Annotated in this window: 12 protein-coding genes; 2 read left to right on the top strand and 10 right to left on the bottom strand. The window is 60.4% G+C overall.

The window, feature by feature from the left end:
• The 8 genes from ACLBWT_RS03450 to ACLBWT_RS03485 all read right to left on the bottom strand — a co-directional run.
• On the bottom strand, positions 1 to 1,529 hold a 1,529-nt coding region (locus ACLBWT_RS03450), incomplete at its 3' end, for a dynamin family protein (RefSeq protein WP_447661691.1).
• A gap of 208 nt (positions 1,530 to 1,737) precedes the next feature.
• On the bottom strand, positions 1,738 to 2,019 hold the full coding sequence (locus ACLBWT_RS03455; RefSeq protein ID WP_021879354.1) for a hypothetical protein: 282 nt from the start codon (positions 2,017 to 2,019) through the stop codon (positions 1,738 to 1,740).
• 7 nt (positions 2,020 to 2,026) lie between these two features.
• On the bottom strand, positions 2,027 to 2,743 hold the full coding sequence (nth, locus tag ACLBWT_RS03460) for an endonuclease III (RefSeq protein ID WP_447661692.1): 717 nt from the start codon (positions 2,741 to 2,743) through the stop codon (positions 2,027 to 2,029).
• Positions 2,744 to 2,886: 143 nt separating this feature from the next.
• Positions 2,887 to 5,595 (bottom strand): S-layer homology domain-containing protein, encoded by a 2,709-nt coding sequence (locus ACLBWT_RS03465; protein ID WP_447661693.1) that lies wholly within the window; start codon positions 5,593 to 5,595, stop codon positions 2,887 to 2,889.
• Between the two features lie 31 nt (positions 5,596 to 5,626).
• Positions 5,627 to 6,274, bottom strand: coding sequence for a GerMN domain-containing protein (locus ACLBWT_RS03470; RefSeq protein WP_447661694.1), 648 nt, complete (start codon positions 6,272 to 6,274; stop codon positions 5,627 to 5,629).
• A gap of 16 nt (positions 6,275 to 6,290) precedes the next feature.
• On the bottom strand, positions 6,291 to 7,847 hold the full coding sequence (locus ACLBWT_RS03475; protein WP_447661695.1) for an N-acetylmuramoyl-L-alanine amidase: 1,557 nt from the start codon (positions 7,845 to 7,847) through the stop codon (positions 6,291 to 6,293).
• 296 nt (positions 7,848 to 8,143) lie between these two features.
• Positions 8,144 to 9,667 (bottom strand): N-acetylmuramoyl-L-alanine amidase, encoded by a 1,524-nt coding sequence (locus ACLBWT_RS03480; RefSeq protein ID WP_447661696.1) that lies wholly within the window; start codon positions 9,665 to 9,667, stop codon positions 8,144 to 8,146.
• A gap of 139 nt (positions 9,668 to 9,806) precedes the next feature.
• Complete coding sequence (locus ACLBWT_RS03485; RefSeq protein WP_447661697.1) at positions 9,807 to 10,352, bottom strand: endonuclease/exonuclease/phosphatase family protein; 546 nt, start codon at positions 10,350 to 10,352, stop codon at positions 9,807 to 9,809.
• Positions 10,353 to 10,450: 98 nt separating this feature from the next.
• Between ACLBWT_RS03485 and yedE the strand changes: the two genes are divergently transcribed.
• A complete protein-coding gene (gene yedE / locus ACLBWT_RS03490; RefSeq protein WP_447661698.1) occupies positions 10,451 to 11,677 on the top strand; it encodes a selenium metabolism membrane protein YedE/FdhT in 1,227 nt (408 codons plus the stop codon).
• Positions 11,649 to 11,894: a sulfurtransferase-like selenium metabolism protein YedF gene (yedF, locus tag ACLBWT_RS03495; protein ID WP_447661699.1), complete on the top strand. Its 246-nt coding sequence runs from the start codon at positions 11,649 to 11,651 to the stop codon at positions 11,892 to 11,894. Before yedE ends, yedF begins: the two co-directional genes overlap by 29 nt.
• Positions 11,895 to 12,323: 429 nt before the next feature.
• Here yedF and leuD read toward each other — a convergent pair whose 3' ends face one another.
• Both leuD and leuC read right to left on the bottom strand, forming a co-directional pair.
• The gene (leuD, locus tag ACLBWT_RS03500) at positions 12,324 to 12,923 is read right to left on the bottom strand and encodes a 3-isopropylmalate dehydratase small subunit (RefSeq protein WP_447661700.1); all 600 of its coding nucleotides are present in this window, start codon (positions 12,921 to 12,923) and stop codon (positions 12,324 to 12,326) included.
• Positions 12,924 to 12,960: 37 nt separating this feature from the next.
• A complete protein-coding gene (gene leuC / locus ACLBWT_RS03505) occupies positions 12,961 to 14,382 on the bottom strand; it encodes a 3-isopropylmalate dehydratase large subunit (protein ID WP_447661701.1) in 1,422 nt (473 codons plus the stop codon).
• Positions 14,383 to 14,396: the final 14 nt, after the last annotated feature.

The raw sequence follows: 14,396 nt of genomic DNA on the forward strand, positions 1-14,396 counted from the left end.
GCCCGCGCCTGGGCGGCGGCAGCGGCAGCGGCCGGCGCAGCGCAGGCGGCGAGCGCTTCGGCCGCCTCGCCGGCGGCGCGGCGCAGCCGCCCCTTGATCTCCACCGCCGCTTCGCGCGTGTAGACGAGCGTATACTCGCCGCCGAATACGGCTCCCGTATTCACGCGCCCGGCCAGCCAATCGATGTCCGGACGCCAGTTGAGCCCTTCCTCGAGCGCATGCTCCCATGCTTCTCGCTCCGCCCCTGCAAGGCCGGCTTCGTCGGCAGCCTTGCGGAGCAGATCCCCCAAGTGCCATACGGCAGCCGCCTGGATCTGGCGGTTCAGGTCATCGCGGAACGCTTCTGCGCGCCGCTGCTGCTCCGCCGCCGTCTTGGCGCCCGCGAACAGCAAGCCGGTCTTGAAGCCCGGCCTGCGGCTGTCGAGGAACTCGGCCGCGAGATCTCGCGTGGCGGCAGGCATCAGGCTGGCGTTGTCCAGCAGCTTGACGATATCGGCTTTCAAGGATGCTTCCATGGCAGCCGGCCTGCTGTCCGCTTCCTCCGCCTCGGCCTCCAGGCTCGCGATCCTCTCCGCAAGCGCGGCCCTTTCCTCTTCGCTGCCGGCTTCATCCTGAAGCTTCTGCCGCTGCGCCTCCTCCTCTTCGGCGGCCGAGCGCAGGGAAGCCCGCACCAAATGGCGCAGCGAGGCGTCCACGCTCCATTGCGACAGCTCCTCGCGCTCCTCCGCCAATTCCTTCAGCAGCCCTTCGAGGGAAGCGAACTCGCTGCCGGGATGATCCGGCTCGCGCAGAGACAGATAAAGAATGCCGGCCGGCTCCAGATGCCAGCTGCGGAATGCCTCCTCGACGCTGTTCCGGTACTCCTCGAACGGCAGCTCCTCCTCGCGGTGCTTGTCGATCTGGTTGACGATCAGATAGAGGGGCTTGCCCCAATCCTTCAATCCTTTGGCGAACTCGAAGTTGATTTCCGACTGGACGTGGTTGTAATCCATCACATAGAACACCGCATCAGCCAAATGCAGGGCCGACTCCGTCGCCATCCGGTGCGCATCGTCCGTCGAGTCGATGCCCGGCGTATCCAGCAGAACGGTCGAAGAGCCCAGTCGGGGAATCGGATAAACGATATCGACGGAGATGAACTCCTCGCCGTTTTTGCAATAGTCGTCCAGACGCAGCGGATCCGCCTCGAAGGTCGTCTCCTTGCCGTCCGCGAGCGCCCGGATGATCGCACGGGCCGGCTCGCCGCTGCGGATGGACACGACATTGGCGCTCGTCGGGATCGGACTGGACGGCAGCAGCTGCTTCCCGCACAGCGCGTTCACAAGCGTCGATTTTCCCGCGGAGAAGTGGCCGCAAAAAGCGACCGTAAGCAGCCCGCTCTCCAGCTTGGCGGACAGCTGCTCCGCCCGCTGCGCGTTGCCATGGTCTCCTGCCGAGCCGAATCCGGCCTGCAGGCTGGCCGCAGCCCGGGCCAATGCCGCCTCGCGGTCCGTCGCCGCGGTCCTGTTGCTCTCTTGTAGTCCGTTCATGATTCTCTCTCCCTGTCTACCTCTGATCGGAGCGGCCCAAGCATCGGGCCATCTCCCTTCCCGCGATCCGTTGCATAGCCGCATCGGCTGCTCGCCTGCCCTCTTACGAGAGGCGGACATCCCTGTCAGCCGCGGCCGGATACGTCAAACAGCCGCCCTTGAACGCAAGGACGGCTGCTTGTTCACTTGATTCGGAGCATCTCCCTGCTTAAACCGCCGGAGCCTCGTCGTCCTCATCCGTCGGAATGCAGATTTCGAACACGTTGCCGTGCTGAAGAATCGTAATGTTGCGCTGCTTCTCGCGCATCACGACAACTTCGGGCTTCTGGCGCATGCGCTCCAGGTACTGGGCCGGCAGATCGCCGGAGCCGCTCACCGTTACGCCTTCAATGACGAGATCCTCGTTCTCTCCCGGAGGAGATTCCATGACCTGCTCGTAAATATCGGAGAACAGACCAAAATCATTCGTGAATACGCTGATGCATTTCATCGTTTCATCATCCTTTGCTCAGGGGGTTGGAAGCGGCGGCTCGCTTGTTCGAAGCCGCTGCGGGTTTCGTGGTCGTGCAGGTAGCTTTCATTCGGCGCTGGCCTTCCTTGCACATGTCGAGCAGCGGGCAGATGTCGCATTTCGGCTGCTGCGCCTTGCAATGGTACCGGCCGAAGAAGATGAACCGATGATGAGTAAGCGTCCATTCCTCTCGGGGAACTTTGCGCATCAGCTTCTTCTCGACCTCAAGGACGCTATCCTCTTGCTTTGCCAAGCCGAGACGCTTTGATACCCGTTCGACATGAGTGTCGACCGCGATGGCGGGAACGCCGAATGCATTGGAGACGACGACATTGGCCGTCTTCCTCCCGACGCCGGGAAGCTCGGTCAGCTGGTCATGCCGCTCGGGGATTTCCCCTCCGTAGCGCTCCAGCAGTATCCGACACAGCTTCTGGATGTTGGCCGCCTTGTTGCGGAACAGCCCGATGCGCCGGATATCCTGCTGCAGCTCCTCCAGGTCGACGGCCAAATAATCCTCGGGCGTACGGTATTTCTGGAACAAGTCCGCCGTCACCCGGTTCACAGTCTCATCCGTGCACTGGGCCGACAGCAGGACGGCAATCGTCAACTCGAACGGATTGGCATGGTTCAACTCGCAATGGGCATCCGGGAACATCTCGGCCATCGTGTCCAGAATGCACCGCATCTTATCCGAAGCCTTCATGGTCATTAACTCTCCCTAGTTGCACTGTCGTTCAAAGTTTAGCGAATATCCACGCGCCATGCAACCGGAAATCATCCCTATGAACGAAAAAAAGACCCCGCGAGGGGTCTTTTTTACAATAATTCATCAAACCGCCATGAGCGTCATGCCTTGGCAGCCTCAAGCAGCTTGCCTTCGAACAGGTACAGAACGATGCTGTCCCCGTCCTTGAGCGACTCGGGAGCAACCGGCTGGCCGCCCGCCGTAATGAGCGTGGACGATGAATAAGCGAAGCGGTAATCGTTGTCGTTGACACCCGATTTCCTCATCAGAAGCTGGCCGGCTGCGGCATCCACCTTCCAGAATGTTTTCGCCACTCCGGCATTGACTGTGACGACGACGGCACCGTCCGCATTCTTCTTGACTTCAACCCGGTCTCCTGCAGCCAGAGCCGAAGCGCTCGTTCCCGCGCTTCCTCCTTTGACGATGGAGAAGCCGCTTCCGAGCGGAAGCGTCTGGCTTGAGCCGCCATATTCCTGCAGCGTGATGGAGTCGGCAGAGGCAGCGGCGATTTTGCCGTACGTCACTTTGACGAGCGAGACGGCTGTCGGCGTGCTGCCGGCATAAGTGACGTTCACCGTCTGTCCCGCGGCGAAGCCGGCGAACGCCAGGGCGCTTCCATCCGTTCCTTTGAGGACCAGGCTGCCGGCAGTCACCGTCGTCCGGCTTCCGTCGGCTGCTTGCAGCGAGAGCGCTTTGGCTGCCGCGTCGACCGTCGTGATCTTGTACTGGACATTCTGGTTGACGCGCAGCGCTGCTGCCTTGGTCTGGCTGGCGTCGAGGAGCGCCGTCACCCTCATGCCGTTCTTGATATCCGCCACGCCGGTCCCGCTGCGGCCGTACCACTCGACTCCGAGAGCATCGAACGGAAGCGTCACCGACGAGCCGTCATCCAGCGCCAGGGCCAGCGTCTTGGTGGCCGTATTCAGCAGAACGACGGAGCCGGTATATTGGTAGACGACCCGCACCAGCATGGCGTCGCTGCCGGAATACCCGACCGTAACCCGCTGTCCTTGACGGAGCAGAGGCGCGGCCGAGGCGAGATTGAGCGTCGTTCCGTTCATCTCGAACTTGGTCTTGTCCGACAGCTGCAAGGCGGCCAGCTTGCCGTTGGTTCCCTTGACCGTCAATGCCTTCTGATCGCTGCTGTAGCTGAGGATCTCCGCTCCCGTCAGCGTGCTGAGCGAGCGGTTCGTCACCTTGATGCTCGTCACCTTGCCTCCGGCATCGAGGGTAAGATCAAGCTGGTCGTCCTTGTACAGATCGCCCAGCACCGGCTGCTCCACGCCCGGAATGACCAGAGTGACCGATTCGGACAAATAGTTGGACTGCAGGGAATTGCCTGCCAGCACCGTCAGGATGCCGTCGCTGATGTTGCTGAACTTTCCTTGGACGGACGCGCTTCCCGCCATCGTCACTTTGACGGATACAAGCACGCTGTCCTTCACCGTATATGTGACGGCATCGCCTGCCTTCAATCCGGAGAGGCCCCCTTCGAGCACTCTGCCGTCCCAGCCGATGACGGCCAGGCTTGGAGAAGCCGTCCAAGTCTCGTCCGCTCCGGCGGCCGTCTTGACGCTCAGCGCGCCGTTGCCGGCGGCAGCCACGGTTCCGGAGCCGTCCTTCGATACCGGAGCCGACTTCACGATGACTTCAAGCCCCAGCGGCTTGTCCCGGAAGGCATCCTCCTTCACCTGAACCTGGCTGTCCACCGTCAGATCGGCCAGTCCGAGCTTCGTTCCGTCCATTTTTTTGACGACCAGAGACGAATCGTACTGGATTTCGACCGGATTGTCGCCGACCCACAGCCAGATCTTGTTCTGCGCCGCCACGACTCTCGATACGGTTCCTTCGATCGTCTTGACCTGCTGGTCCGGATCCGTCTGTTCGACGTAGAGGGCATCCATCCCTCCGCCGAGAATGCGGACATGCGTATACAGCGTCAGCTCCGAGGACGATTTGAGCGAAGCATCCGAATCGAAGCGGTAGAAGCGGGAATCCGCCGCCAGATTGAACGTCTGGATCCCTTGATCGGTATACACCGATACGCTGGCCCCGTTGATCGCCGTGAGGATGCCGCCGGTTTCACCCGGATAAGCGACCGGAGCGACCTGCTGCGCCCTGCTGAACAGCGTGGCCGCCTGCGCCCGGTTGACGGCTGCAGCCGGTTGGAACTGCATCGGCGTGACGCCCGTGACCATGCCGAGCGAACCCGCAGCATTGATGTAACCGACATAACCGGCGCCGATCGAAGCTCCGTCCTGGAAAGCGGATGCTCGGGAAGCAAGCTCCTGCGCCAGGCTTGTCTTGCCTGCGGCCCTGACGATCAGCTTCGTCAGCCATTCGCGCGAAGCGGGCGAGCTGCCCCATTCGCCCTTGGCGGATTCCGCCGTTTTGAACTCCGCCGTTTCCTCGAGCAGGCCGAGCTTGATCGCCAGCGCTATGTAAGGCTTGTAGTAATTGTTCACCTTGAACGATTCCGGGAAGATGACCGCCTGCTGCAGGTCGGCTTCCTTTTCCTTGCCCATGAACCGCAGAGCCATCACGACCGCTTCTTGGCGGCTTACGTTGGCTGCAGGTCTGAAATTGCCGTTTTCTCCCACGATGATTCCCTGCAGAGCAAGCTTGACGATGTTCTTTTCAGCCCAATGGCCTTGTTTGACATCGGCAAAAAACGATGATGGCGCGGTTGCAGATACGGCCGTCCCCCCTAAGGCAGAAGAAGCCGCTGCAGCTGCAGCGGCCGGTCCTCCTGCCAGGAGGGAGAGGGCGATCATGCCCGTAGCGATATGATAGGATGGCGAACGATGCATTTTCCGTCTCTCCCTTAGCAACAAGTATGGATTATGGATTGCTCTTCTTCATCGGATGTTCAAGCTCCATATGCCCCATGAGGGTTTCGGCAGCCTGACCGTCCACGAGAAGATCGAAGGTTTGAACATCATCGAACTGGAATACGGTTTTGCGGATCGCCTCAAGCGCGAATTCCTCGCCGGCTCCTCCGAGACGGGATTCGTCCGGAATATGGATATCGGCTGTCGCCGCGCCGTCCTTGAGCGACACCTTCTTGAATTCCACTCCCTTCCAAAGGGAGATGGTTCCTTCCCGATCGTCTCCGGCCAGCGCCTCCAGAGCGGCTGCGAGCTTCTCCTCGGCGCTGCCATAGCTGATCTCGGCCTTGACGGCCTTCAGCTCCAGCAGCTGATCGTCGGTCTGATAGATCGAGATTTCCTGCTTCACTTGATCGGACTCCTTGACGGCTCCAATGCCGCCTGCCGCGCTCGAGCCCTTGCCGCTGCCTTCGGCAGCTGTCGGCGAGGGAGAAGGAGCGGCGGAAGGCGATGGGGAGACGGCAGCGGGCTCGGATGCTCCCGCATTGCCGGATGCTCCCGCCCCCGGTCCGGCCGTTTCCCTTGCTCCGCAAGCCGAAAGGCTAAGTGCGATCGCGGCGGCGGTCAAGAGCACCGCTGTCTTGTTCATGCGTCGGTTCATAGGCGCTCAAGCCTCCTCAGTTCAATTTCAGATATTCCTTGATTCCGTCTACCAATGCTTGCGCGATCTCGTTCTGCTTCTGCTCGTTGAACAGGATTGCCTCATCCTTCGAATTCGTCAGGAATCCGGATTCCGTCAGGATGGCGGGCATGGTCGTCTTCTTGATGACGACGAATCCGGCTGTCTGGACCTTGCGGTCCGGCAGTCCCGTCGCCGCCAGAAGATGTCTATGGACGATGTCGGCGAACGTCTTGCTGTCCGCCCGGTTGTAGAAGGTTTCGGTGCCGGAGGCTGAAGACCCCGGCAGGGCATTCGCGTGGATGGAAATGAACAGATCGGCGTTCAGCCTGTTGGCGATCGCAGCTCTCTCATCCAGCGCGATGAACGTATCGTCCGAGCGGGTCAGAATCGGCTGGATGCGAGGCTCGGCCTTCAGCAGGGCATTCACTTTGAGGGCGATGGCCAGGTTGAAGGATTTCTCGGTCTTCTTGCTGATTCCGATCGCTCCCGGATCCTGCGCGCCATGGCCCGCATCGACGACAACCTTGTAGATCTTGTCGCCCGAAGGAGTCGTCGGCGTTGTCGGCACAGGTTCCAGCGCGCCGAGCAGGCTGAGCTGGATCATGCCCTCGCCTTTCGTCACCGTATACTCGGCCGCAGCTTGAAGGTCCCAGACGACGCGGACTGTCGAAGGCTTGTCCGAATAATAGGAATAGCGGACCTTCGTCAGCAGCTGGCTGTCGATGACCACTTCCCCCATCTTGGCGCTCGTCGCCGTGAAGCCATTGGCGAAGTCCGCCGCGAACGACGCTGCCGGAATATCCATGACGATCCGGTCGGGACCAGTCATGAGGAACGGCTGCGAATCGCCGACCGTCCCTGTGTAGGCGATCGTCGTCGTTCCGATTCCGTCGTACCTGATCGACGTGATCAGTCCCGTCGCGTCGGCCGGCGCGGTAGAGCCGCCGCTGCCCGGCGTCGGTGTCGGCGTCTCGCTTCCCGTCCCGCCGCTGCCCGGCGTCGGTGTCGGTGTCTCGCTTCCCGTCCCGCCGCTGCCTGGCGTCGACGCCGGGGTCGGCGTCGGAGTCGGCGTAGGCGTTGGAGTCGGGGATGGCGTTGCGCCGCCCGATCCATTGCCCGAGGAAGCCTCATTCTGATACAGATACACGGACTTGGACGGAGAGTCGTAGTAGACCTCGAGCCCCATGTTCTCGCTGATGAAACGAAGCGGAACCATCGTCGTGCTTGTCGAGCCGGCACCCATAATCTTGGCAGGAGTAGGCAATGCGACCGAAAGGCCGTTCACCGTAGCAATCTTTTTGTTGATGGTCAACTCAATCATGCTTTTGCCGTTATGTATGCTTACTTGCTTTGCCGCCTTGTCCCAAGTGACGTCAAAACCCATCCCCTCGGCTACCGTCCGGATCGGAATATACGTCGTATCCTTCTCGATGCGGGGCGCCGATGCCGACTGAAGCTCCTGGCCGTTCAAATACAGCTTGGGAGTCTTCGTGGCGGCGGATGCGGATCCTGCGAACGCGGTTACGAACAGAGCCAAAAACACCAGCAACATTGCAGCTTTCTTCATCATTCACCTCTAGAACCTGGATTGACCCTTCCTTCACTCAGCCGGCGGCTCCGCTGTCATGAAGTCAGGCAGAAAATTAGACGCTGTTCGCCAAGCAAAGTTGCGAAATAAAAGGAAACTTGCCACCTTTTTTTTCGTCAAAAAGGGTTGACTTTTGAAGTCTGCCTATGATTCATTCCGCGAACAAAGCAGGCCGTCCCCTGCCAGGGACGGCCTGTCGCTGTCTTGACGCCGAGCAAGCGGACACAGCAGACGATCCTGCCACGGCCCATTTCCAATGATCAGTACAATCCCAGATACTCCTTGATCCCGTCCGCCAGCGCTTGGGCGATCCGGTTCTGGCTCTGCTCGTCGAAGAGTACGGCCTCGTCCCTGGCATTGGTGAGGAATCCCGACTCCGTAAGCACGGCCGGCATAACCGTTTCCTTGATGACGACAAAGGCGGCCGTCTTCACCTTCCGGTCGGGCAGGCCGGTTGCGGCGATCAGATGTTTGTGCACGATATCGGCCAGCGCCTTGCTGTCGGCCCGGTAATAATAGGTTTCGGTCCCCGAAGCCGGAATGTCGAGCGAATTCGCATGGATCGACAGGAACAGGTCGGCGCCCATCCGGTTGGCGAATTCCGCGCGCGGCTTCAGATCGATGCTCGCGTCGTCCGTCCGGGTCATGATCGGCTGGATGCGGGGATCGGCAGCCAGCAGCGCGTTCAGCTTGAGGGCTACGGCCAGATTGAACGCTTTCTCCAATTTGCCGGACAGGCTGATCGCCCCGGGCGCGCTGCCTCCATGGCCGGCGTCGATGACGACCTTGTAGATGCGGTCGCCGGATGGAGCCGCTGGATTTGCGGGAACAGCCTGCCCCGCGCCGAGCAGTCCCAGCTGGATCACTCCGTCGGATTTGAGCAGCGTATATGTCACGGCCGGCGCGACATCCCACACCACCCTGACCGTCGTCGGCTGATCCGTCAAATAGGCATACCTGATTTTGGTCAAGAGAGGTCCGTCCACCGTCAGTTCGCCGGATTGGCTGGAGCCGGACTGGATGCCGAACGAGTCCGCGAACGATGAAGCCGGCATATCCAGGACGATCCGGTCCGGGCCCGTCATGAGGAACGGTTCCGCAGCCGTTATGGCGCCCTGATAAGATATCGTCGTCGTGCCGATTCCGTCATAAAGGATCGATGTGACGGAGCCTGCGGCTGACACGGGCGACGATCCGGAGCCGTCTCCGGCCTGGCCTGCGGGTCCTGTTCCTCCGGGCAGCGGGGAACCGGCGCCGGAACCTGCTCCTCCGGAGCCGGCCGCCCCGCCTTGAGGATCGCCGTTCTCGCTGTCCGCCGGAGCCTGCTCTTCCCCTTCGGCCGCGTATGGCTGGTATAAGTACACGGACTTGGCTGGAGCGTCGTAATAAACACTCAGACCCATATTCTCGCTGACGAAACGGAGCGGCACCATCGTCGCCGCGCTTGCCGACATCCCCATGATCCGCGCCGGAACGGGAAGCGCAGCCTTCTGCCCGTTCACCAGAGCCGTCTTTTTGTCGATCGTGAGCTCGATGACGCTCGTGCCGTTACGGATGCCTACTTTTTTGGAAGACTTGTCCCAATCGACGTCGAAACCCATTCCTTCGGCGACCGTCCGGATGGGAATATAGGTCGTATCCTTGTCGATCCTGGGAGCGGCCGCCGTAAGCTCCGTCCCGTCCAAATAGAGCTTGGGAGCTTTCGCGGCGGCGGCGGAATGTCCCGGAACCGATGCCAGGAGCATGGCTGCCATCGCCAGCAGCGTTGCTGTTTTTTTCATCATCCACCTCAGGTATCTGGATTGTCCTCCAAGCCTGCAGCTCGCTTCGTCTACGGCTTGAATGCCGAACAGAAAAACAGACGCATTCCAGGGGGATAATGTTGCAAATTCTGGGTCCATTCGCCAATTTTTTATTACTCATTTATCCAGGCGGATGCTTCCTATTTTCGGGGGGGTCAGGAATGAAGAACAGCGTCCATAATGAGGGGCAAATGGTCGGAAGCCTCCCTCTCCGACCAAGCCTGCACGGATGCCTCTCCCACCTCGCCGATTGGTTGAGGAACAGATAATCGAGCTGGCAGACGGGCTTTGGTGAAGGAGGATAAGTCGGAATTTCCATCCCTCCCGGAGCGGTCCTCCAATCGTTCAGCAGCTCCAGCAGCGCCAGCCGCTGAAGCGGATAGCGCGACAGGATTCCATTGCCGTATTCGCCGCCCTCCAGATCGATGGACCGGCCGAATTGGACATGAGACAGCCCCGTCAGCTCCGCCAGGCGCATCATCTGGTCGACTCCGCCGCTCCTGGACACGAATCGGTCGACCTCTTGAAGAAAGACGATATCCGGGCCGGCTCCGGCGATGACGGCTGCCGTCCGCTGGATGTCCATGGCTCCGTCCATTCCCATGCCATGCTGGATATTGCAGGTCATGAAGCGGATGTTGCGGCTCTCGGCTGCTGTCTCCGGCATGATGACGATCCCTCCTTATTTATGTTGGTTCTACTGGCCACGCGTTCCGATATTTATAGTAGAATAAGTTGAATCAGACAGGGAGAAAGGAAATGGAAATGAAATCATTATACGAAAAGCTGTTTCAGAACTACTGGAATCCCTATCTCGTCATGGCGCTGGCCGGCGTTCTCAGCGCGCTGTATTTCGGAATCACGCATACGGTGTGGGCTGTAACGGGCGAGTTCACGCGACTCGCAGGGCATGTGATGGCGCTGTTCGGGGCGGATGTTTCGAACTGGGACTACTTCAACCTGATCGGCATGAAAGGAACATCCTTTACCCGCACGGACGGCTGGATCGTATGGGGCATGTTCGCCGGCGCCCTCATTATGGTGCTTCTGAACAATAACTTCAAAATCACCGTTCCGCGGCAAAAACGCCGCTGGCTGCAAGCGTTCTCCGGCGGTATCGTCGCCGGATTCGGAGCCCGGCTGGCGCTCGGCTGCAACCTGGCCGCCTTCTTCACCGGCGTGCCCCAATTCTCGCTCCATGCCTGGATTTTCATGATCGCGACGGCAGGCGGCACCTTCCTTGGAGCCAAGCTGGCGGGCACGTCCTGGTGGAAGGGCAAGCCGGTCGTAACGAAAGGCCCGATCGCCCGGAAGGCCGCCAAGTCTTCGGCAGTTCAGCCGATTATAGGAGGCGCCACAGCGGCCGCCTATGCCGGCTTGGTCGTTTATTTTTTCGCCAGCGGATATAAGATGCTCGGCGTCGCTGCTCTGTTCGGCGCCCTGTTCGGCATCCTGATCGAACGCGCCCAGATCTGCTTCACCTCGGCGTTCCGCGACTTGTGGATCAGCGGGCGCGCTACTATGACCAAAGCCATCATCGTCGGCATGGCCGTCAGTTCCGTTGCAACGCTCGCCATCATTCTGTTGAACGGCATGGAGCCCATTACGAAGGTCGCCGGGCTGAGCACCCTTGTCGGCGGGCTGCTGTTCGGCCTCGGCATCGTCATGGCCGGCGGCTGCGAGACGGGCATGATGTATCGGCTCATGGAAGGCCAGATCGTCTTCCTGCCCGTGTTCATAGGCAACGTGATCGGCGCCGGCGCCCTGGCATACTCTTGGGACCATCTCGGCGTCTACAACACGCTCGTGAAGAGCGGCTCCAAGATCAACCTCATCGATGTCATGGGATCGGGAGCGGCGCTTGCAGCTACCTTGGTCGTCCTGGCGGCCGCGTTCATCATCGCCGTGTACTGGCAGAAGCATTACCGGTTCAAAGACGGCTTCAAGAAAGGAGCGACCGCCCATGTCGCAAAAACAACCGCCAACCGTTGACTATACGCTTGATGTCCGAGGCGAATCCTGTCCTTATCCGGTCATCTATACGCTGGAAACGTTGACTCAGCTGCAAAAGGGGCAGCTGCTGCAGGTCGTAGCCGATTGTCCCGCCTCGTTCAGGAACGTTCCTGAAGAAGTCGTCAAGCATGGCTACACCATGGAAATGGAGCCGGAAAAAAACGGCCGCGAGCTTGTGTTCTATATTAGAGCCTGACGCGGTGTGCGGCCTGTCGCGGTGTGCGGCCTGTCGCGGTGTGCGGCCTGTCGCGGTGTGCGGCCTGTCGCGGTGTCGGCCTGACGTGGTGTCGGCCTGACGTGGTCTGCGGCGAGGCTTGTCCCGACAGCACCCTCATCGATGGCCCAGAATAGCTTGAATGGACAAAGAAACCGACTCTCTGGAATGGCAGCCTCGCGGCCATTTCATGATGAGCCGGTTTCTTTGTGTCTGCCGAAACAAAAAAAGGACTGTCCCCAGTCATGATATGACGGATGGGACAGTCCCTGTGGTCCATATTCCAATGCTCAGCAGGACAATGGTTCCGGAGCCAGCGGGGAAACGCCGGAAGAGTTATCGCGACTGAGATCAGGCCGTTCATTTCCGGACACATCCGCCTGGTCATATGCGGATGCGCCTGGGCCGGCTTTAAGCGAATGAGCCCTGGCGGCGCTCTTCGTAAGCGGTAATTTCATCCGCATGCTTGAGGGTCAGGCCGATGTCATCCAATCCTTGCAGCAGGAACTGGCGGCGGTGCTCGTCGAGCTCGAACGGAATGCTGAGCCCTTGATTGTCCGCGATCGTCTTGCTCTCCAGATCAACAGTAAGCTCGTAGCCTTCGGTCGCAGCGGTGCGTTTGAACAGCTCTTCGACCTGCTCTTCGCTAAGCTTGATCGGAAGAATGCCGTTCTTGAAGCAGTTGTTGTAGAAGATGTCCGCGTAAGAAGGCGCGATCACGACTTTGTAGCCGTAATCCTGAATCGCCCAGGGAGCATGCTCGCGGGAGGAGCCGCAGCCGAAGTTGGCGCGGGAGATCAGCACGGAAGCGCCCTTGTAGCGCGGCTTGTTCGGTTCGAAGTTCGGGTTCACGTTGCCCTCTTCGTCGAATCTCCACTCATAGAACAAATATTGGCCGAAGCCGCTGCGCTCGATGCGCTTCAGGAACTGCTTCGGGATGATGGCGTCGGTATCCACGTTGACGCGGTCGACGGGGGCTACGATGCCCGTAAAGGTCTCAAATGCTTGCATGTTCGGTACTCCCCTTTTCTAGGCAGGCGCCTGTCTACTAGTTCGCCACTTCCTGATTGATCTTCCAGTCGCGCACATCCGTGAAGCGGCCCTTGATCGCAGCCGCGGCCGCCATTGCAGGGGATACGAGATGCGTGCGTCCGCCGCGTCCTTGACGGCCTTCGAAGTTGCGGTTCGACGTCGAGGCGCAGCGCTGTCCGGGCTGCAGCACGTCGGGGTTCATCGCGAGGCACATCGAGCATCCCGCCTCGCGCCACTCGAAGCCGGCCGCGGTGAAGATGGCGTCAAGCCCTTCCTTCTCCGCCTGCATCTTGACGCGGCCGGAGCCCGGCACGACGATCGCGGTCACGCGGTCGCTCACCTTGTAGCCCTTGGCTATCTCGGCTGCGGCGCGCAGATCCTCGATGCGGCCGTTCGTGCAGGAGCCGATGAACACATAGTCGATCGGAATCTCGGCCATCGGCGTGCCTGGCTTCAGATCCATGTATTCCAGCGCCTTCTCGGCCGCCTTGCGCTCATTCTCCGTCGGGAGCTCCGCCGGATTCGGGACGGCAGCCGTGATGTCGGTGCCCATGCCCGGGCTCGTGCCCCAGGTCACTTGCGGAATGAGGGCGTCGACGTCGAATTCGAGCACCGTGTCGTACTCGGCGCCTTCATCGGAAGCCAGCTCGCTCCAGGCGATGACCGCCTTGTCGTAATCCGCTCCTTGAGGAGCGTATTCCCGGCCGCGCAGGTAGTCGAACGTCGTCTGGTCGGGAGCGATCAGGCCGGCGCGGGCACCTGCCTCGATGCTCATGTTGCAGACCGTCATGCGCTCTTCCATGCTGAGGCTGCGGATGGATTCGCCGGTATACTCAAGCACATAACCCGTCGCGAAGTCCGTTCCGTACTTGGCGATGAGGCCGAGGATCATGTCTTTGGCGGTCACGCCGGGACGGCGGCTTCCGATGAAGCGGATTTCCATCGTTTTGGCCTTGGACTGCTGCAGGCATTGGGTCGCCAGCACATGCTCGACCTCGCTTGTGCCGATGCCGAATGCGAGAGCTCCGAACGCGCCGTGCGTCGACGTATGGCTGTCGCCGCATACGATCGTCTTGCCCGGCCAGGTCAGGCCGATCTCCGGCCCCATGACATGCACGACGCCTTGATCGATATTGTTGAGGTCGAACAGCTTGACGCCGAAATCCTCGCAGTTTTTCGTGAGTGTGTCCACCTGCTGCTTGGAGATCGGATCCTTGATGTTGAAGCGGTCCTTCGTCGGCACGTTATGGTCCATCGTCGCGAACGTCCGGTCCGGACGGCGCACCTGGCGTCCCGAGAGACGCAGGCCCTCGAACGCTTGCGGAGAAGTAACCTCATGCACGAGATGCAGATCGATATAGATGATGCTCGGACTGCCTTCCTCCGAATGGATGACGTGATTGTCCCAGATCTTTTCAAACATTGTACGCTTCGCCATGCGAATCACCCCGT

The organism is Paenibacillus sp. D51F, assembly GCF_053345695.1.

Coding starts and splice junctions, on each gene's coding strand:
- ACLBWT_RS03455 (WP_021879354.1), bottom strand. CDS start 2,019: ATGAAATGCATCAGCGTATTCACGAATGATTTTGGTCTGTTCTCCGAT.
- nth (WP_447661692.1), bottom strand. CDS start 2,743: ATGAAGGCTTCGGATAAGATGCGGTGCATTCTGGACACGATGGCCGAG.
- ACLBWT_RS03465 (WP_447661693.1), bottom strand. CDS start 5,595: ATGCATCGTTCGCCATCCTATCATATCGCTACGGGCATGATCGCCCTC.
- ACLBWT_RS03470 (WP_447661694.1), bottom strand. CDS start 6,274: ATGAACCGACGCATGAACAAGACAGCGGTGCTCTTGACCGCCGCCGCG.
- ACLBWT_RS03475 (WP_447661695.1), bottom strand. CDS start 7,847: ATGTTGCTGGTGTTTTTGGCTCTGTTCGTAACCGCGTTCGCAGGATCC.
- ACLBWT_RS03480 (WP_447661696.1), bottom strand. CDS start 9,667: ATGATGAAAAAAACAGCAACGCTGCTGGCGATGGCAGCCATGCTCCTG.
- ACLBWT_RS03485 (WP_447661697.1), bottom strand. CDS start 10,352: ATGCCGGAGACAGCAGCCGAGAGCCGCAACATCCGCTTCATGACCTGC.
- yedE (WP_447661698.1), top strand. CDS start 10,451: ATGAAATCATTATACGAAAAGCTGTTTCAGAACTACTGGAATCCCTAT.
- yedF (WP_447661699.1), top strand. CDS start 11,649: ATGTCGCAAAAACAACCGCCAACCGTTGACTATACGCTTGATGTCCGA.
- leuD (WP_447661700.1), bottom strand. CDS start 12,923: ATGCAAGCATTTGAGACCTTTACGGGCATCGTAGCCCCCGTCGACCGC.
- leuC (WP_447661701.1), bottom strand. CDS start 14,382: ATGGCGAAGCGTACAATGTTTGAAAAGATCTGGGACAATCACGTCATC.